15 protein-coding genes are annotated in these 18,058 nt (G+C 68.2%); 11 read left to right on the forward strand and 4 right to left on the reverse strand.

Annotation, left to right across the window (positions count from 1 at the left end):
* The first annotated feature begins 68 nt into the window (after window positions 1–68).
* From AC0662_RS16910 to AC0662_RS16920, 3 genes are all read left to right on the forward strand, one after another.
* Window positions 69–1,937, forward strand: a complete 1,869-nt coding sequence (locus AC0662_RS16910; protein WP_452195021.1) for a DUF8034 domain-containing protein — start codon at window positions 69–71, stop codon at window positions 1,935–1,937.
* Entirely contained in the window at window positions 1,937–2,821 is an 885-nt protein-coding gene (locus tag AC0662_RS16915) for an aldo/keto reductase (protein ID WP_478301549.1), read from the forward strand. Before AC0662_RS16910 ends, AC0662_RS16915 begins: the two co-directional genes overlap by 1 nt.
* A 75-nt stretch (window positions 2,822–2,896) precedes the next feature.
* The gene (locus AC0662_RS16920; RefSeq protein ID WP_478301551.1) at window positions 2,897–6,655 is read left to right on the forward strand and encodes an Ig-like domain-containing protein; all 3,759 of its coding nucleotides are present in this window, start codon (window positions 2,897–2,899) and stop codon (window positions 6,653–6,655) included.
* A gap of 69 nt (window positions 6,656–6,724) precedes the next feature.
* Here the strand turns inward: AC0662_RS16920 and AC0662_RS16925 are convergent, their stop codons facing one another.
* Window positions 6,725–6,979: a PLDc N-terminal domain-containing protein gene (locus AC0662_RS16925; RefSeq protein WP_478301553.1), complete on the reverse strand. Its 255-nt coding sequence runs from the start codon at window positions 6,977–6,979 to the stop codon at window positions 6,725–6,727.
* Complete coding sequence (locus AC0662_RS16930) at window positions 6,976–8,466, reverse strand: M1 family metallopeptidase (protein ID WP_478301555.1); 1,491 nt, start codon at window positions 8,464–8,466, stop codon at window positions 6,976–6,978. The genes AC0662_RS16925 and AC0662_RS16930 overlap by 4 nt, the downstream gene beginning before the upstream one ends.
* A gap of 113 nt (window positions 8,467–8,579) precedes the next feature.
* Here AC0662_RS16930 and AC0662_RS16935 point away from each other — a divergent pair, with 113 nt between their 5' ends.
* The 3 genes from AC0662_RS16935 to AC0662_RS16945 all read left to right on the forward strand — a co-directional run bounded on the left by AC0662_RS16935 (window position 8,580) and on the right by AC0662_RS16945 (window position 11,829).
* Window positions 8,580–9,692 (forward strand): sensor histidine kinase, encoded by a 1,113-nt coding sequence (locus tag AC0662_RS16935; RefSeq protein WP_478301557.1) that lies wholly within the window; start codon window positions 8,580–8,582, stop codon window positions 9,690–9,692.
* Window positions 9,689–10,333, forward strand: a complete 645-nt coding sequence (locus AC0662_RS16940; RefSeq protein ID WP_452195029.1) for a response regulator — start codon at window positions 9,689–9,691, stop codon at window positions 10,331–10,333. The genes AC0662_RS16935 and AC0662_RS16940 overlap by 4 nt, the downstream gene beginning before the upstream one ends.
* A gap of 71 nt (window positions 10,334–10,404) precedes the next feature.
* Entirely contained in the window at window positions 10,405–11,829 is a 1,425-nt protein-coding gene (locus AC0662_RS16945) for a M1 family metallopeptidase (RefSeq protein ID WP_478301559.1), read from the forward strand.
* Here the strand turns inward: AC0662_RS16945 and AC0662_RS16950 are convergent.
* Complete coding sequence (locus tag AC0662_RS16950) at window positions 11,826–12,389, reverse strand: TetR/AcrR family transcriptional regulator (RefSeq protein ID WP_478301561.1); 564 nt, start codon at window positions 12,387–12,389, stop codon at window positions 11,826–11,828. The two genes, AC0662_RS16945 and AC0662_RS16950, sit on opposite strands and share 4 nt — an antisense overlap.
* A gap of 68 nt (window positions 12,390–12,457) precedes the next feature.
* Between AC0662_RS16950 and AC0662_RS16955 the strand changes: the two genes are divergently transcribed.
* The 5 genes from AC0662_RS16955 (at window position 12,458) to AC0662_RS16975 (ending at window position 16,850) form a co-directional block, all read left to right on the forward strand.
* Window positions 12,458–12,832: a DUF4345 domain-containing protein gene (locus tag AC0662_RS16955; RefSeq protein WP_478301563.1), complete on the forward strand. Its 375-nt coding sequence runs from the start codon at window positions 12,458–12,460 to the stop codon at window positions 12,830–12,832.
* Between the two features lie 16 nt (window positions 12,833–12,848).
* Entirely contained in the window at window positions 12,849–13,538 is a 690-nt protein-coding gene (locus tag AC0662_RS16960; RefSeq protein ID WP_478301565.1) for a FadR/GntR family transcriptional regulator, read from the forward strand.
* An 11-nt stretch (window positions 13,539–13,549) separates the two neighbouring features.
* Window positions 13,550–14,278 carry a creatininase family protein gene (locus AC0662_RS16965; RefSeq protein WP_478301567.1) on the forward strand — a complete coding sequence of 243 codons (729 nt, stop codon included), beginning with the start codon at window positions 13,550–13,552 and terminating at the stop codon, window positions 14,276–14,278.
* Window positions 14,279–14,370: 92 nt separating this feature from the next.
* Window positions 14,371–15,321, forward strand: coding sequence for a CE1 family esterase (locus AC0662_RS16970; protein WP_478301569.1), 951 nt, complete (start codon window positions 14,371–14,373; stop codon window positions 15,319–15,321).
* Window positions 15,318–16,850, forward strand: coding sequence for an AbgT family transporter (locus tag AC0662_RS16975; protein ID WP_478301571.1), 1,533 nt, complete (start codon window positions 15,318–15,320; stop codon window positions 16,848–16,850). Before AC0662_RS16970 ends, AC0662_RS16975 begins: the two co-directional genes overlap by 4 nt.
* 561 nt (window positions 16,851–17,411) lie before the next feature.
* On the opposite strand, the gene AC0662_RS16980 is transcribed toward AC0662_RS16975, so the two are convergent.
* On the reverse strand, window positions 17,412–17,990 hold the full coding sequence (locus AC0662_RS16980; RefSeq protein ID WP_452195044.1) for an isochorismatase family protein: 579 nt from the start codon (window positions 17,988–17,990) through the stop codon (window positions 17,412–17,414).
* Between the last annotated feature and the right edge of the window lie 68 nt (window positions 17,991–18,058).

Below are 18,058 nucleotides of genomic sequence, written 5' to 3' on the forward strand. Positions count from 1 at the left end.
TTGACACCGTCGCGTCGGATCAGGCTAAATCATCGGGTATCGATCAGCGATAAGGGGTGTGTTTCTTCATGCTCAGCACGGAAACCGTGCACGCGACCCGTCGGCTGACCGCGCCGCCGGCGTGGGCCACGCTGGAGCGGGAGCTGTTCGCCCAGCAGGACCGGGCCTGGCGGGTGTTCGCCGATCGGTACACCGAGGGCGACGGCCGGCTGGTGTTCCGGGACCGGCTCGGGGTCGGGCTCGACGGCCGCGACGGTGTCGACGACTTCTACGAGCCGTTCTTCAACTGGCCGACGCTGTACCTGCTCGGTGGCAGCGCCGACCTGCTCGATGCGTCCCTGCGGCACTGGCACGGCGTGACCAACCAGCTGTCCGAGATGGGCATGCTGGTCGACAGCTATGAGCGTGGGTACGACTGGTTCCACCAGGGCGAGAGCATGGTGCTGTTCTACGCGCTCTGCCTGGCGCGGCCGGACGACGCCGAGCTGCGGCGGCTGGCCGGTCAGTTCGCCGACCTGTACCTGCCGGGCGGTCCGAACTACGACGCCGAGCACCGCGTGATCCAGGCGCCGCACAACGGTGCCGCCGGACCGCGCTGGGGGTTCATCGACGGCGAGAAGTACTTCCCGTGGAGCCTCCCGCTGCGTCCGTACGGTCTGCCGCTCGACTGGATCGGTGTCTCGTCCTTCGACGAGCTCGTCGACGACCCGTCCAAGGCACGTGAGTACGGGCAGATCATGTGGGACCGGATGGGCCGCGGTGACACGCTCGCGAACCTCGCCGCGACCGGACTCGCCACGAACGCGTACCTCTTCCACGGCGACTCGTCGTACGCCGACTGGGTCACGGAGTACGTCGGCACCTGGCAGGACCGGCTCGCTGGGCGGGAGGTGATCCCTGACAACGCCGGCCTGAACGGTGTGGTGGGCGAGCACCTCGACGGGCGTTGGTACGGCGGCCACTACGGCTGGGCCTGGCCGCACGGGATCGAGTCCGTCGGCTCGTCGGCGGTCGTCGGCGCGGTCAACGCCACCCTGGTCTCCGGCGATCGCGGGTATCTCGAGCTCGCCCGGAACCCGCTCGACGCGGTGCTGAAGCAGGCGGAGTACCGGAAGCTCGCTGACATGGGGACGCTGACGAAGCGCTGGCTGCGGCATCTCGATCCGGAGCGGCCGACGCTGGCGGTTCCGCAGCGGTACAACGACTCCGGCTGGTTCGACTACAACGTGATGCCGACCCAGCTGCCGATCGCGCTCTGGCACTTCAGCCGGGACGCGGCCGACGCCGAGCGGATCGACCGGCTGCGCGAAGGATCCGACTGGGACTGGACCGCCGTCCACGACCAGCGGAACAAGGACGAGGGCGGTCATGAGGAGCCCTGGTACGAGTTCCTCGCCGCGCGCAACCCGGCCTTCCCCGAACGGATGCTGCGCTCCGCGCTCGAGATCTCCGCCGCCCGTCTGGACCTGATCGAGAACGACGGCATCGACCCGACGGTCGGCCCGGACGCCCTGGACATCCACCACTGGCAGAACGTGAACCCGGTTGTCACCGAGGCGCTCCTGCAGCTCACCACCGGCTCACCCCAGGTCCTGTACAACGGTGGCCTCACGCAACTACATGTCCGGTACTTCGACGTTGCCAACCGTCGGCCGGGTCTGCCGGACGATGTCGCGGCGCTCGTCTCCGACATCCGTCCCGAGCACACCGTCGTCGAGCTCGTGAACCTCGGCACCGCGCCGCGCTCGGTACTCGTCCAGGCCGGGTCCTTCGGCGAACACGTCGTACAGACCGTTGCGGTGGACGATGCCACGCCGGTGCCCGTCGACGGACAGTACGTGCAGGTCGAGTTGCCGGCGTCGTCGGAAGTGCGGTTGACGCTCGCGATGACGCTGCATGCCCGGAAGCCGGTGAACCAGTCGCCATGGGAGGCGTGATGCTGCCCCGCCTGGGCATCGGTACGGCGCCCCTCGGCGGACTGTTCCGCGAGGTGGCCGAGGAGGACGCGGCCGCCACGGTGAAGGCCGCGGCCGAGGCCGGCGTCCGCTACTTCGACACCGCCCCGCGCTACGGTCACGGGCTCGCCGAGGAACGGCTCGGCCGGACCCTCGGAGTCGTCGAGGAGCCGGTCATCTCGACCAAGACCGGTTGGCTGCTCGAGCCCGAGGGTGGGGCCCGCGCCGACTTCAGTGACCGCGGGATCCGCGAGTCCTTCGAGTCCAGTCTCGCGCGGCTCAACCGGTCCTCGGTCGACATCCTCTACCTGCACGACCCGGACGAGTACCCCGACGAGATCCGTCGTACCGGCTATCGGGCCGTGCGGAAGTTGCGCGATGAGGGTCTTGTGCGCGCCATCGGCTTCGGGATGAACCACAGCGCGCCGCTCGCCGCGTACGTCGACGAGTTCGACGTCGATGTGGTCCTGATCGCGGGACGGTTCTCCCTGCTCGACCACGATGCGATGGGCACGTTGCTGCCGTTGTGCCAACGTCGCGGCACGTCGGTTGTCGTCGGGGGAGTGTTCAACACCGGCCTGCTCGCGGATCCCAACCCCGCCGCGATGTTCAACTACCGCCCGGTGGATCCGGACGCGCTCGCCCGCGCTCAGCGATGCGGCGAGCTCTGCGCGCAGTACGGCGTACCGCTGCCGGTCGCCGCCATTCAGTTCCCGTATCTCCATCCGGCGGTGACGTCTGTCGTCGTCGGCTGTCGCTCCGCGGACGAGGTGACCGCGAACGTCGCCGCCCTTGAGCAGCCCGTGCCGGCCGAGCTCTGGCAGCGGCTGGCGTCCGAGGGCTTCGTCCCACAGTCGTTGGTCTAGGGCTTCTCTCCCACTCCCGAGAAAGGGGAACTTGTAAGTAGGTGTAATCGATAATCGACCAAAGGATGTTCTGCGATGAAGCGATATCTGGCAGCCGTGCTCGCCGCCGGTCTGCTGGCGACCGCAACTCCAGCGGTAGCCGCCACTACCGGCCCGGGCCCACGCGCCCTCTACGTCTCGACCACCGGCGACGATCACAACCGGGGAAGCATCGACAAGCCGCTCCGGACCCTGGAAGGCGCCCGCGACGCGATCCGCACGCTCAAGAAGGCGCACCTGCCCAAGGGAGGTGTGACCGTCTACCTGCGCCAGGGCAGCTACCAGCGCAGCGCGACCTTCGCCCTCACCGATCAGGACTCCGGCACCGCGGACTCCCCGATCACCTACAAGTCCTACCCCGGCGAGACCGCGACCCTCACCGGCGGCACCCAACTCCCGTACGACGGATTCGCGCCGGTGACCGACGAGTCGGTGCTCGACCGGGTGGTCGACAAGTCCGCCCGCCCGAAGATCCTCCAGGTCGACCTCCGCGCGCTCGGCCTCACCGACTACGGCGAGGTCAGCCGGCACGGCTACTGGCACGCGAACGACGTCAGCAAGACCCCGCCGATGGAGTTGTACGTCGACGGCGAAGGCCAGACGCTCGCCCGCTGGCCGAACAACGGCACCGTGCAGATGAACAAGATCATCGATCCGGGCCCGACCCACAACGACCCGGACCTCCAGGATCGCGGCGGCACATTCAGCTACAGCTACGACCGCCCGAAGTACTGGACCCAGGCCAAGGACATCTGGCTGGACGGGATCTTCGGGTACAGCTGGGAGTGGTCGTTCAACAAGATCCAGTCCATCGACACCACCGCCAAGACGATCACCCTGCGGTACGGCGAGATGTCCGGGCTGATGAAGTCCTGGTTCCCGGACTTCCACTTCGCGCAGAACCTGCTCGAGGAACTGGACGCGCCGGGCGAGTACTACATCGACCGCGACAAGGGCGTGCTCTACCTGGTGCCGAACGCGTCCTTCCTCGCCAAGCGCGGCGCGGTCACCGTGACGACCCTCGACGAGCCGATGATCCGCACCGACAACACGTCGTACGTGACGTTCGACGACCTGGTGATGGAGTACGGGCGTGCCACCGCGGCGGTCATCCTCGGCGGCAGTCATGTCACTGTCTCGCGCAGCGACATCCGCAACTTCACCGACGGCGGCGTCCTGATCAACTCGCCTGGCCGCTATACGTACGACGGTATTCCGGTGAACCGTGGCGGGACCGACCACGCGATCGTGTCCACCGAGCTCAGTCACATCGGCGGTGTCCCGGTCGTGCTGCAGGGCGGGAACAAGACCACTCTCGCGCCCGGCCGGAACAGGGTGCAGAACTCGCACATCCACGACTTCGCCTACTACCACAAGGCCTACAACGCCGGTGTGATGTTCGACGGCGTCGGCAACATTGCCCGGGGCAACGAGATTCACGACGCACCGCATCCGGGCATCATCGTGCAGGGGAACGACCAGCTGATCGAGGACAACGAGATCTACGACGTCTGCAAGACGTTCCAGGATCTCGGCGCGATCTACATGAACGCCGGGTCGACACCGCAGCAGCGCGGCAACGTGTTCCGGCGGAACTACTTCCACGACATCGGCAAGGGCCGCGCCGGCGTCGAGGGCATCTACGCCGACAACCTGACGATGGGCCTGACCATCGACCAGAACGTCTTCGCCGACATGGGCAACGACGCGGTGAAGAGCGGGTCCGGTGACTACGTGACCGCGACGAACAATGTCTTTGTCGACACGAAGGTGCCCTACGACAACTACGAGATGTGGATGGGTAACCAGGAGGGCAACGTCGTCGACCGGTCGTACATGCCGGCCTGGAAGAAACTCTTCGCCGACAACAACAACTTCGAAGGGACGCCGTACCTGACGAAGTACCCCGAGCTCGGGCACTTCTTCGAGGACAACCACTACTACCCGGCGAACAACAGGTTCGCGAAGAACCTGGTCTGGAACCCGACACTCGCCCGGCAGTCCGACGTGAACGCGAACGGCGCGCGGGACGTGAAGAACCTGCTGAACTACGCCGACAACTGGGTCACGACCGATGATCCGGGGTTCGTCGACTGGCAGAAGGGCGACTTCCGGCTGCGCGCGGACGCCCCGGTCTTCGACCACATCCCGGGCTTCCAGGCGATCGCGTTCGACCGGATCGGAACCCATTGGCATGTCGGGCAGACGCGGACACCGGAGACCATCCCGCTGGAGTCGCTGGCGTTCCCGTCCGGCGACCTCTCGATCGACCTCGGCGACCAGGTCCCGTTCGCGGCGGCCGCCGTACCGTGGAACAGCACGAACGCCGCGGCCACCTACACGTCCAGCGATCCGACGATCGCGACGATCGACGCGAACGGGCTCGTCACCGCGGTCGCGCCGGGAACGGCGACGCTCACGGCGACCTCGAAGGCCGATCCGGCGATCAAGGACGAGGCGAACCTCGTGGTCCACGAGGGCGACGGCGTACTGCACTACACCGACTTCGAGTCGGGCGCGAACGGGTGGCCCGTCGACGGCAACCGCAATGTGGTCGACGACGGCTCGGGGAACCACGTGTACCGGATCGTCAACGGTGCCAACGCGCAGCTCCCGCGGGACTTCACCGAGTACGTTCTCGACTTCACGGTGACGACTCCCGCGGACCTGCCCGACGGCGCGGTCATGCTGGTCTACGACCGGACCGGGACCACCCCGGGCGGCTACATCAGGTATCGCCACCTGGCCTCGGGACCCGTCTGGACGATCTACGACAGCAAGTGGGCGGTCATCCAGCAAGTGACCCTCAGCGCGGACGCGGCCTTCAAGCCGGGGACGACGTACGCGGTCAAGGTCGCGGTCCAGCCGGGCGGGATCACGGTGCTGGTGAACGGCCAGCAGGTCGTCGCCGGAGCGAACCCTGCTCCCGCGGCCGCCGGCAAGGTCGGCTTCTACGTCTCTGGCGTGAGCCGGTTGGACTTCGACAACGTCGGCTTCTCGATCGTCTCCACCCAGGTCAGCGGCATCGACCTCGGTACGACGCAACTCGCCCTCGAAACCGGTGAACGCCGGACCGTCGAGGCCACCGTCTCGCCGGCCGGCGCGTCGGACACGAGACTGGCCTGGACCTCCGACACCCCGGGGGTGGCGACCGTCGACAGCACCGGGAAGATCACCGCGGTCGCGGCCGGTACGGCGACCGTGAAGGCCACCTCGGTGTCCAACCCGGCCGTCTCCGCGACGCTGGCCGTCACGGTCCAGGACGGCCAGTACGCCGTCACCGACCTGACCACGCAGCTCTCGGACCAGGTGAACTGGACGACCTCGCCGAACCTGGACTTCAGCCAGGGCACGGTGCGGGCGACCGGCGAGGGCGTGTTCGGATACAAGGCCCAGAAGTTCGGTGACGGGCTGCTCCGGTTCAAGGCCGAGGTCGGTGCGTTCGCCGGCGGCTGGTACGGATTCCAGGTGCGCTCGCATGAGACCGGAGTACCGGCCTGGCAGAACTCGAACACCGGGTACCTGGTGGTGATCAAGGAGGACACCATCGAGCTGCAGAGCTGGACACCCGGGCAGACGCTGCTCGACGTGATCCCGAACGACGTGATCGCGCCGAACAGTACCCACGACATCGCGTTCGGCACGAGCGGCGGCAATCGTGTGGTGCTCAAGGTCGACGGCAGAACGGTGTGGAGCCAGCTCGACACCAAGGCCAACAACCCGATCGGTGCCGACGGCTACTTCAACCTCTACAACTACGCCAAGGGCAACCCGATCCGGCTGCTCCCCGCGTAGTCCTCGCGGCACCCGGTCTCTGTCCGCTCCATGACGGAGACCGCGGGCGGGGGCGGCGGCGTCCATGGGTCACACCGCCGCCGACAACTGGGAGTTCCGCTTGCCAACCATGAACCAGAGCAGGCTCCCGATGAACGGTGCGATCACGATGAACACGATCCACACCAGCTTCATCCCGGCCGTTGCCGAGGAGAACAAGGCGCTGAAGAAGGCGCCGACGACGAGTAGGACGTAAGCGATCAGGATGCCGACCAGCAGTGCGGCTCCCACGACCCCCAAGGTCTGGTCGGTCGTGCTGCTGGCGGCGATCTCGGTGAGCATCATTTGGCTGCCTTTGCTGGAGTGCTGTGCCAGTCCGGGTGGCCCGGCATCGGAGGGGTGGTGGCGCTGTAGATCCACGCGCGGAAGTACTTCGTGAAATCGCGGCCGCTGACCTGGTTGGCGACGTCGATGTAGTCCTGGGTGCTCGCGTTGCGGTCCCGGTACCGGTCGAAGAAGGTCTGCTCGATCCGGCGGAACGTGGCGTCGCCGACCAGGGTGTTGAGACCGGTGAGCATCAGCTGACCGGGCACGTCGGCGTCGAACAGCAGCCCGAACGGAGCCTTGACCCGACCCATCGGACCGGAGTCGGTGCGGTGCTGCTGGTCCTGCTCGTAGAGTTCCTTGAGCTCCTTGGTCAGATCGATCTGGCCGCGCGCGGCGGCGTACTTGCGCTCGTAGTACCGCGCGTGGCCTTCGCTGATCCACATGTCGTCCCAGCTGCGGACGGCGACCGCGTCACCGAAGTACTGGTGCGTCATCTCGTGGACGAGAGTCGAGGACTCCTGCGCGGGCGGGAGCGAGAGACCGGCGCCGAACGTGGATAGCGTGGTGGTCTCCAGCGCGACACCGTCGTACGGGCTCGCGAGACCGAGGACGCCGTACTGCTCGAAGGGGAACGGGCGGCCGATCTGCCGCTCGAGCCACCCGAGCTGCGCCGGTGTCTCGCGGGCAGTCACCTCCATTGCGTCCGCGAACGTGTGCCCCTGGAGCGCGCCGAGCGCGAGATAGCTGCGCACCGGCAACTGGTGCGGCCCGGTCTGCCGCAGTTCACGGAACTTGCCGACGGCAATCGGTAGGACGTCCGTCGGGACGGGGTGATCGGTCCGGTACACCCAGGTCGTGTCGCCGCCGTGCGCGTACTTCGTGATCAGCCGTCCGCCCGACAGCCCCATCCGGTCGCTCGGCGCGGTGATCCGGACCGTGAACCGGGCCTTGTCGCTCGGGTGATCGTTCGACGGGAAGGCGAGGTGCGCCCGGTCCGGCTGACTCATCACCGCGAACCCGTCCGCGGTGTTGTTCCAGAACTCCATCGCGTACGGCGTCCCCGCGGGCCAGTGCATACTCGCCGGCGCCGGGTTCAGCGCGCGGTCGGCCGTGTACACCACTCGCACGCTGAACGGCACGTGGTCGGGCAACGCCCGCGCCGGCGTGACGGTCAGCTTCTCGCCCGCCTGTGAGAACGTCGCCGGCCGGCCGTTGACGGTCACCGACGAGATCGCCTGCCCGACCGAGTCGAGCCCGAACCGGGACAGCTCCTGCGTGGCCACCGCGCGTATCGTCACCACCCCCGGCATCTTGGTCGTCCCGACCCGATACCCGAGGCTGATGTCGTAGCTCTGCGCGTCGTACCCACCGTTACCGAGCCCGGGGAACAGCCGGTCGCCCAGATCTTCCGCGCCGGGCGTCGCCGCCTGCGCGGTGCTCACGCCGAGCGGGAGCAGCACGATGGTTGCCGCGAGCAAACTGCCGATCCGTCGTCTGGTTGCCATGTCCCCAAGAGTTCCGGATTCCGCCCCTCGAAACATCGGTCGCAGGGCTCGAACTTGGGTACTACCAAAGTGTTAATCCACGGTCGTTTCGTCGCAGGCCCTACGGTGGTGTCATGCGGCTCGAGTGGTGGGACGGCAAGCTCCGGACACTCCTGTTCGACATCGTGTTCGCCGCGGCGGTAACCGCGGGCATGTCGCTCGACATCACGAACAACGGCACCCTGCACTGGTACGGCGCGGTGTTCCTCGGCGTCCTGTTCCTCGGGATGCTGGTCCGCCGCCGGTTCCCGCTGCTCTTCGTCGCGGTCGCACCGGTCAGCCAGGTGTTCCCGAGTGTGCCGGTGACGATCTCGGCGTACACGACGGCGAGCCGCAAGGGACTGCATTGGCAGACCGCGGTGTCCGCGGTCGTCGGTGCGGTGGTGATCGTCATCTGGCCGGTCCCCGGCCGCGCGAACCTGACATGGGGCGAGCAGGCGGCCTCGGTCGTGCTGTTCGTCGGCGGGCCGATCCTGCTCGGGCTCTGGGTCTATCAGCGGCGTGCCCTCCTCGTCGCCCTCCAGGACCGGGCCGAACAGGCCGAGCGCGAGCGCGACCTGCGCTCCGAGCGTGCGGTGACCGCCGAGCGCCGCCGGATCGCGCGCGAGATGCACGACGTGGTCGCGCACCGGGTGAGCGCGATCGCCTTGCAGTCCGGCGCGCTGACCATGACCGCGCCGGACGAGCAGACCGAGCAGGTCGCCGAGGTGATCCGCAAGACCAGTACGGCGGCCCTCACCGAGCTCCGCGAGATCCTCCAGGTGCTGCGCGACGAGCTGCCGGGGGAGCCGGGGCACGTCGCGCCGTCGATCGGTGCCGTCCCGGTGCTGGTCGCGGATGCGGTCACGACCGGGCAGGTGGTCGAGCTGGAGGTCCCGGACCCGGTCCCCGAGGTGCCGTCGGCGGTCGGACGGGCGGCGTACCGGATCGTGCAGGAAGCGTTGACGAATGCGGCCAAGCACGCGCCCGGCGTACCGGTGACGGTCAGGATCGTTGTCGACGGCGACGAGTTGACGGTCGAGGTGACGAATCCCCGGAGCGTCGCGAGCATCGCCGTACCGGGGTCGGGGTACGGCTTGCTCGGGATGCGGGAACGGGTCTCACTGGCAGGCGGTCGGCTGGAGACCGGGTGGGTCGGTGGGACGTTCAGAGTCGGTGCGGTGTTCGGGCTGAAGGCGGCGGAATGATCAAGGTGTTGCTCCTCGACGACGAGGAACTGGTCCGGAACGGCATCCGGCTGATCCTGCAGGCGGGTGGCACCGCCGAGGTCGTTGCCGAGGACACCGATGGAGCGCGGGTCGTGGAGTTGGTCGAGAAGCACTCGCCCGACCTGGTGCTGACCGATATCCAGATGCCGACGGTGAACGGCATCGAGGTCACGCGTCGCGTCAACGCCTTGAGCGAGCCACCGCCCGTGGTGATCCTGACGACCTTCGACCTGGACGAGTATGTGTACGAGGCGTTGCAGGCCGGGGCGACCGGATTCCTGCTGAAGGACACGGCGCCGAGAGCTCTGGTGGACGCGGTCGGACAGGCTGCCCGGGGTGATTCCATGCTGTCGCCGAGCATCACGAAGCGACTCATCACCGCTTACACGACCAACCCTCGCGAGGTCACGCCCAAGGGTGAGGTGCTGGGTGAACTCACGCCACGCGAGCGGGATGTCGCGGTCGCGGTGGCCGAGGGGCTGAGCAACGCCGAGATCGCCCGCCGGCTGGAGCTTCGGGAGTCGACGGTGAAGGTACACATCACGCACATCATGGCGAAGCTCGACGTACCGAACCGGACCAAGATCGCCCTCCTCGTCCATGATGCCGGGCTCGCCTAAGACCAAAGGACTACGAACGTGTCGACCTGAGACCGATGTCCAGGGGTCGTGGCTTGTCTAGATTTCAAGGCATGTTGAAGATAGTTGCCCTCGCCGGGCTGGCCGCCGCCGTCGGACTCGTGCCAGCCGTCGGGATCGGGGACAAGGTGTGGCCGGAGCTCGGCAACACCGGGTACGACGTGGTGGGCCAGCAGCTCGCGGTGCGGTTCAACCAGAAGCTGACCGCGTACACCGCGAGCACGACGCTCACCGGCCGAGCGACGCAGAAGCTGACCGCGTTCGACCTCGACCTGCTCGGCCCGAAGGTGACCGGCGTCGACGTCAACGGCGTGCGAGCGGCCTGGAAGACCACACCGGAAGGTGAGCTGGTGGTCACCCCGGAGCGACCCGTTCGCGACCACGCGCGCTTCGTGGTGAAGGTCGACGTACGCAACGACCTACCGGATGCGGCGGAGAGCAAGTCCTACCCGTCCGGACTGTTGCGGCACGACGGGTGGGTGCAAGCCGTCAACCAGCCGGCCGGGGCGCGCCGGATCCTCGCGGTCAGCGACCATCCCGCGCAGAAGGCACCGGCCACGATCTCGGTCACCGCTCCGAGCTCGCTCAACTCGATTGCCAACGGCAAACTTCTCAGCACGGTCAAGGGCACCACCTACACGACCCGGGTCTTCCGTGAGCAGCGCAAACTCGCGACCGAGCTGCTCCAGATCGGTGTCGGCCCGTTCACGGTGCTGCACAGCAAGGGCCCACACGGTCTGGACATGAGGTACGCCGTACCGACCGCGCAGCTCGCCGACATCAAGCCGCAGCTCACGTCGTTCGACACGTCGATCCGCTTCCTCGAGGCACGACTCGGCCGGTTCCCGGGCGCGGAGGCCGGGTCGTACATCACGCCGATGGGCGGCGAACTGGAGACGCAGGGTCTCACGCTGATGACCGCCGACGCGATGACCAAGAAGGGCTTCGAGGAGAACGGGACCGACGCGGTCGTCCTGCACGAGGTCGCGCACGAATGGTTCGGCAACTCGGTCTCCCCGCGCCGCTGGTCCGACCTGTGGCTGAACGAGGGCCACGCCGTCTTCTACCAGAACGTGTACGCCGAGGGCCGGTACGGCGCGAGCCAGGAGAAGTCGATGCGGGACTCGTACGAGAACTACGGTGACAAGCTCTTCGCCAACGGCCCGATCGCGGATCCCGATCCGAAGACGCTCACCGGTGATCTGGCGAACCTGCGACCGTACTCCACCGCGACGTACTCCGGTGGCGCGCTGACGCTGTACGCGCTGCAGCAGAAGGTCGGGACGACGACGTTCAACGCCATCGAGCGTGCCTGGGTGCACCGCTACGCCAACTCGATCGCGAGCACCGAGGACTTCATCCGGATCGCCTCGGAGGTGGCCGGCACTGACTTGGCGCCGTTCCTCCACTCGTGGCTCTATGGCACGCACCTCCCGCCGATGCCCGGGCATCCGGACTGGAAACCGGGTAAGCCCTAGGCGAGCGCCGCGAGGAGCGTCGACGTACAAATTCGACGAAGCTCGGCGCGGCTGCAGTGCGGGGCGATCAGCCAGTCGACCGTGAGCAGCCGGACGAAGACCAGCCAGCTCTGCAGGATGCTCGAGGTCAGGTCGCGCCGCTCGCCGGCCAGGTTGGTTGCCTCGAGCACGCGTTCGCGCAGGACGGACAACTCGTCGGAGATGATCGCCTGGATGGCGGGGTCGCCGGCGAGCGTCCGGTTGGCGGCGATCACCGTGGCCCGGTTCGCCTCGAAGTAGTCGAAGTGCGCGTCGAGTCCCGCCTCGACCTGCTCGGCCAGCGGCCGGTCGGACGTCAGGTGGACCTGGTCGAGCAGCCGGTCCGCCGCGCGCTGGTAGACGGCCGCGAACAGGTCCCGCTTGGTGGCGAAGTGCTGGTAGAGCAGTGCCCGCGACACCTCGGCGTACCGGGCGACCTCCTCCATCGCGACATCCTCGTACCCGCGTCGGGCGAACAACTGCTCGCCGGCGTCGATGAGCTCGGCGCGCCGTTCCTCCGGCCGCAGCCTCCGTCGTGGCATGCCCGGAGTCTAGTGGACAGTTGTCTAGTAATCTCACTAATAGACAGCCGTCTACTAAGGGGTGCGGAATGCTGAAGTGGTTGATGGTGGTGCTCGGGGCCGCGTGCGTGCTGATCGGGATCGCTCACGTCGCGGCCGGTATTCACTCCGAGCCCGGGCTGGCCGGGGCCGGGCCCACGGTGGACAGCCGGGAGCGGTTCTATGGCGCGATCTTCGCCGGCTACGGACTCGCCTGCATCTGGGTGGTCCGCCGTGCACCGATCGACAAGGTGCTGGTCAACTGGCTGGCCGGGACCTTCCTGCTCGGCGGGGTCGGCCGACTGCTGTCCTGGGCGATCGAGGGGCGGCCGCACTGGTTCCAGTTGCCGCTGACGGCGCTCGAACTCGTCGTACCGCTGATCATTTTTGGCTTGGCGCGAGGGCTTGACCAGCGGAAAGGCTAAGTGATTTAGTCAGTTTGTGACTTACTCAGCATCTGAGGCGCTGCCCAGCCTGTCCGACCGGTTGACCGAGTCGATCCTCGGCATCATCCGGGACGGCGGGCTGCGGCCGGGCGACGCGATCCCGTCGGCCCGTGAGCTGGCGAAACGGTTCGCGATCACCACGCCGACCGTGCGCGAGGCGCTCCGGAAGCTCGAGGCCACCGGCGCGGTCGAGTTCCGGCACGGGTCCGGGACGTACGTCGGTCCGACGATCAACAACGTCGTACTGGCGAATCCGCATCGGCCGCCGATCACCAAGGACTCCGTGCTGCAGTTGATCGGCGCGCGCCTGGTGATCGAGCCGGCTGTCGCCGCCCAGTCCGCCGTGGCGCGGCAGCCGGAGAACCTGGAGCGCCTGGAGGCTGCGGTCACCAACGCCCTGGTCCCGCCCGGTGGGCCGGCGTTCGCGCTGAACTTCCACATCGAGCTCGCAGCCGCGTCCGGCAACCCGTTGCTGCACGAGGTGCTGGCGTCGCTGCTGAAGGTCCGGGGCCGCGAGCAGCAGCAGATCCGCGCGCTGTACGACAACCGCGAGCGCGACCACGAGGAACACCAGGCGATCGTCGAGGCGGTCCGCGCGCAGGACGCCGTACGGGCCGAGCGCCTGACCCGCGAGCACCTGGACAACATCCGTCAGGCCGTCGAAGCCGCCCCGGAGTTCTCATGAGACTTGCCGAGATGACGACCGACGAAGCACTCGAGGCCGTCCGCACAGCGCCGCTGGTGATCATCCCGGTCGGCGCGCAGGAACAGCACGGCGGCGGGATGGCAATGTCCACCGACACCGTCCGCGCGGTCGGCGTCGCCGAGCGGGTCGCCGAACGACTGGCCGGCCGGGCGGTGATCGCCCCGCCCGTCCCGTACGGCGTCTCGCCGCACCACATGGCCTTCGCCGGGACGATGACGTTGTCCCCGGCAACTTTCCTCCAGGTACTCCGGGACCTCGTCGCCAGCCTGCGTGAACACGGCTGGAAGCAGTTCCTGGTGATCACCGGGCACGGCGGGAACAACGCCGCGCTGTCCGTGCTCGCGCAGGAGTACGTCCGCGGCGACGTCACGTTCGCCTGGACCCCGCTCACGTCGGTGGTGTCGGACCTGATCACCGACGTCGGCGCGGTCCACGGTCACGCCGGTGAAGCGGAGACCGCGCAGATGCTCTATCTCGCCCCGGAACTGGTTCAGGCGGATCGCCTGGAGCCGGGCGCGTTGACGCTCGAGGAGCTCACCGTTCCGGCCCGACTGGCCCGGGGGTCGCGCGGCCCGCGGCTGTCCGTCGGGTTCGACGAGTACCACAAGCGTGGTGTGCTGGGTGATCCCCGCCGCGCCACTGCCGAGGACGGCCGTCTCCTGGTGGAGACCGCCGCCGACCGGATAGCCGCCTTCGCCGACGAGTTGCTCTCGGCCTGACGCCGCACCCCCGAACACTGGACCTTCGCTCAGGGAGGTCCAGGCGCGAGCCTGCCCGCCCGCAGGCCGCACGCCCCGAGGAGGGACCCCTGATGAACCTCGCACGCCCCAGAACCTCCAGCCGTACCGCCCGCAGGGTCGGCGCACTGCTGGCGGCGGCCGGCCTGGTGGCCGCCGCCACCACGTTGCCCACAGTAACCGCCGCAGCCGAGGGCAGCGCCGGGTGTGGGACGCGAACAGCCCCGGCCGGCGACTACACGCTGGTCTCCGGCGGCATCACCCGCACCTACCGCCTGCACGTCCCGGACAACTACCAGCCGTCGAAGTCCTACCCGCTGATCGTCGTGTACCACGGCCGCGGCAAGACCGGTGCTCAGACCGAGGCGTTCTCGGGTCTGTCGAAGCTCGACGCGGTTGTTGCCTACCCCAACGGTGTGATCGGGGACGAGAACAAGCAGGCCTGGCAAGGAGCGCCGTACTCCGCCAAGGGTGTGGACGACGTGGGGTTCACCAGCGACCTGCTCGACGACCTGGAATCGAAGTACTGCGTCGACACCGACGCCGTCTACGCGACCGGCAAGTCGAACGGCGCCGGCTTCACCGGGATCCTCGCCTGTCAGCTCGCAGACCGGTTCGCGGCGATCGCCCCGGTCTCCGGCGCGTTCTACATTGAGGGCACGCGTTGCGCGCCGAGCCGCCCGGTCCCGGTGCTCGACATCCATGGCACCGGCGACACGACGATCCCGTACGGCGGTGATGGCGAGCGCGACCTGCCGAGTGTGCAGACGTGGGTCCGTGACTGGGCGGTCCGCGACCACTGCAAGCAGGATCCGAAGACGAGTCGGCTCGGTGACGACGTACTGACGTTCACTTACAAGGGCTGCACGGCCGATGTCGTGCACGTCGCGGTCACCGACGGCGGGCACACGTGGCCGGGGTCGGACTCCAGCTCGGGCCCGGGGTACGTCACCCAGACCTTCCAGGCGTCGACGCTGATCGGCGACTTCTTCAAGGCGCACACGTTCAAGGCGCACACGCGATGAGCACCGCGACCGAGACGAGGGAGCTGCCGCGCCTGGTGCGCGCGATGGCGGTCATCGAGCGGGTCGGCAACGCGCTTCCGCACCCGTTCTGGCTGTTCTGGATCCTGTCCGCGATCCTGGCGGTGGTCAGCGCGATCCTGTCCGCGCTGGACGTGTCGGTGATCTCGCCGAAGGACGGCAAGGAGGTCGCCGTCCAGAACCTGCTCTCCGGTGACGGCCTACAGATGGCGGTCTCGACGGCGATCTCGAACTTCGCCGAGTTCCCGCCGATGGCGACGATCGTGGTCGTGATCATGGGCGTCGCGCTGGCCGAGCGCACCGGATTCCTACAGGCGTTGATGCGGGTCAGTGTGTCCCGGGTGCCGCAGTCGATGGTCGTGTTCGCGGTTGCGTTCGCCGGGACGACGGCGCATGTCGCGTCCGCGGCGGCGTACATCATCCTGGTGCCGCTCGGCGGGCTGGCGTTCCGCGCGGTCGGCAGGTCGCCGATCCTCGGCATCGTGGTCGCGTACACCGCGATCGCCTCCGGGTACGACGCCAGTCCGATCCCGACACCGAACGACGCGATCTTCGCCGGCATCACCACCGCCGCCGCCAAGACGATCGACCCGAACGCGCACGTGTCGGTGTTGTCGAACTGGTTCTTCAACATCGCCTCGTCGGTCCTGCTCGCGTTGGTGATCACGCTGGTGACGCGCCTGGTGCTGAGCAAGCGGACCGATCTCGACGCCGACCCGGACGCGCCGGGCGACGGTCCCGACCAGCTCGCGGTGTCGGACGCCGAGCGCAGCGGCCTGCGCCGCGCCGGGATCGTCCTCCTGGTCGCGGCCGCCGCCATCGTCGCCGTACTGATCCCGCACGGCTCACCGCTGCGCGGCAAGGACGGGAGCATCGTCGACTCCCCGTTCCTGGACGGGATCGCGATGGTCGTCGCCGTACTGTTCGGCCTGGTCGGGATCGCGTACGGCGTGACGGTGCGGAAGATCGAGCGCGCGGGCGACGTACCGAAGCTGATGGGGGAGGGGATCAAGCAGATGGCGCCGGTGCTGGTGCTGTTCTTCGCGATCGCCCAGTTCCTCGCGTACTTCGACTGGAGCAACCTCGGCGACCTGCTGTCGGCCGAGTCGGCCCGGGTCCTCGGTGATCTCGGAGCGCCGAAGGTGGTGATCTTCCTCGGCATCCTCGCGCTGCTCACGGTGATCAACGTGCTGGTCACCAGCGGGTCGGCGATGTGGGCGCTCACTGCTCCCATCCTGGTCCCGATGATGCTGCTGCTCAACGTCCCCGCCGAGACCACCCAGGCCCTCTTCCGCATCGCCGACTCGGGCTCCACCGCGATCACCCCGATGAGCCCGTACTTCGTGATGGCGCTCGGCTTCCTCCAGCGCTACCGCAAAGACGCCGGCGTCGGCACGCTAGCGTCGTACACCGTGCCCCTGGCCGTCGCAATGACCATCGCCTGGACCCTCCTCTTCCTCGCCTGGTGGGCCCTAGGCATCCCCCTCGGCCCCGGAGCCCCCGTCAGATAGCCCCCGCGCGCCGCAACGCGGGGCTCCTCCGCCGCCGTGCCGCGCGCGTCTCCCACCCACCCTCCGGCTCAGCGCCGGCACAGCTCCCGGCTGCCGCCGGACTGCTGCCGGCGACTGCCGACGAGTTGCGGCTGCCGCCGCGGGTTGACCGCCCGTTTGCTCGCGCCCGTTGGCAGAGCGCTGCCCGCCGGCGGGCACGAACGGCCTGGATGTGCTGACCTTGAACCCCGCTTGCGGACCTCGGACAAGCAATAGCCTGTCCGAGGTCCTCAGCTGCTGAGCTCACTACGTCGCCCGCAGCTGCTGCCGAGGTGCCTGGTGCCGCGGGCGACGACGGCGCTTGCTCGCCGGCCTGTTGATGGGCGGCATGCACCTCGCATCCGCCACTCACACCGAGTGGGAAGGCGCGGGCAGCTGTCCGCGGGACGTTCCGTCGGAGGCGGCTGAAGGAACTGTCAGCCTGGAGCGCGGTGCATCTCCGTCGCCAACCGCGGTAGTCGTCGGTACGAGGTGCGCCCGCCGGAGGCGGTGGGAGGGCTGTCGGCGCGGAGCGGTGTCCTTTTAGGTGACGGTGATGCCGGCGTGGCGGAGGTCGGTTAGGGCTTGTTCGGTGGTGGTGGGGTGGATGCCGGCGGTGAGGTTGGTGAGGACCGTCGTGCCGAAGCCGGCCTGGCAGGCGTCGAGGGCGGTGGCGCGGACGCAGTAGTCGGTGGCGATGCCGCAGACGTCGACGTCGGTGACGCCCCGGCCGCGCAGCCAGTCGGTGAGGGCGTGGCCGCTGTCGTGGGACTTGCCCTCGAAGCCGGAGTAGGCGGCCGAGAACTCGCCCTTGTTGAAGATCGCGTCGAACGGCTGCGGGTCCAGGTTCGGGTGGAAGCTCACCCCGTCGGTGCCGGCCACACAGTGCGGCGGCCAGGAGTTCACGTAGTCGGGTTCTTTGGAGAAGTGGTCACCCGGGTCGATGTGGTGGTCCCGGGTGGCCACGACGTACTCGTACTGCCGGTCTCGCGGCTCGGCCTCGTGCCACTGGTGCAGCAGCTCGCCGATCCGGAACGCGACGTCGGCCCCGCCGGCGACGGCGAGGCTTCCGCCCTCGCAGAAGTCGTTCTGCACATCAACCACGATCAGTGCCCGGGTCATCGCGACGCTCCTTAAACCGGCGTACTCCCTGAGCCCACCGTACAAGCGTCGGAGCCGTCGGCGCCGCA

This window comes from Kribbella sp. NPDC043289 (assembly GCF_056436705.1).

Bases quoted from the DNA above. Each gene is read 5' to 3' on its own strand.
- AC0662_RS16950 (WP_478301561.1), bottom strand. From the start codon at position 12,389: ATGCCACGACGGAGGCTGCGGCCGGAGGAACGGCGCGCCGAGCTCATC.
- AC0662_RS16930 (WP_478301555.1), bottom strand. From the start codon at position 8,466: ATGGCAACCAGACGACGGATCGGCAGTTTGCTCGCGGCAACCATCGTG.
- AC0662_RS16920 (WP_478301551.1), top strand. From the start codon at position 2,897: ATGAAGCGATATCTGGCAGCCGTGCTCGCCGCCGGTCTGCTGGCGACC.
- AC0662_RS16965 (WP_478301567.1), top strand. From the start codon at position 13,550: ATGACGACCGACGAAGCACTCGAGGCCGTCCGCACAGCGCCGCTGGTG.
- AC0662_RS16955 (WP_478301563.1), top strand. From the start codon at position 12,458: ATGCTGAAGTGGTTGATGGTGGTGCTCGGGGCCGCGTGCGTGCTGATC.
- AC0662_RS16925 (WP_478301553.1), bottom strand. From the start codon at position 6,979: ATGATGCTCACCGAGATCGCCGCCAGCAGCACGACCGACCAGACCTTG.
- AC0662_RS16910 (WP_452195021.1), top strand. From the start codon at position 69: ATGCTCAGCACGGAAACCGTGCACGCGACCCGTCGGCTGACCGCGCCG.
- AC0662_RS16935 (WP_478301557.1), top strand. From the start codon at position 8,580: ATGCGGCTCGAGTGGTGGGACGGCAAGCTCCGGACACTCCTGTTCGAC.
- AC0662_RS16945 (WP_478301559.1), top strand. From the start codon at position 10,405: ATGTTGAAGATAGTTGCCCTCGCCGGGCTGGCCGCCGCCGTCGGACTC.
- AC0662_RS16915 (WP_478301549.1), top strand. From the start codon at position 1,937: ATGCTGCCCCGCCTGGGCATCGGTACGGCGCCCCTCGGCGGACTGTTC.
- AC0662_RS16980 (WP_452195044.1), bottom strand. From the start codon at position 17,990: ATGACCCGGGCACTGATCGTGGTTGATGTGCAGAACGACTTCTGCGAG.
- AC0662_RS16975 (WP_478301571.1), top strand. From the start codon at position 15,318: ATGAGCACCGCGACCGAGACGAGGGAGCTGCCGCGCCTGGTGCGCGCG.
- AC0662_RS16940 (WP_452195029.1), top strand. From the start codon at position 9,689: ATGATCAAGGTGTTGCTCCTCGACGACGAGGAACTGGTCCGGAACGGC.
- AC0662_RS16970 (WP_478301569.1), top strand. From the start codon at position 14,371: ATGAACCTCGCACGCCCCAGAACCTCCAGCCGTACCGCCCGCAGGGTC.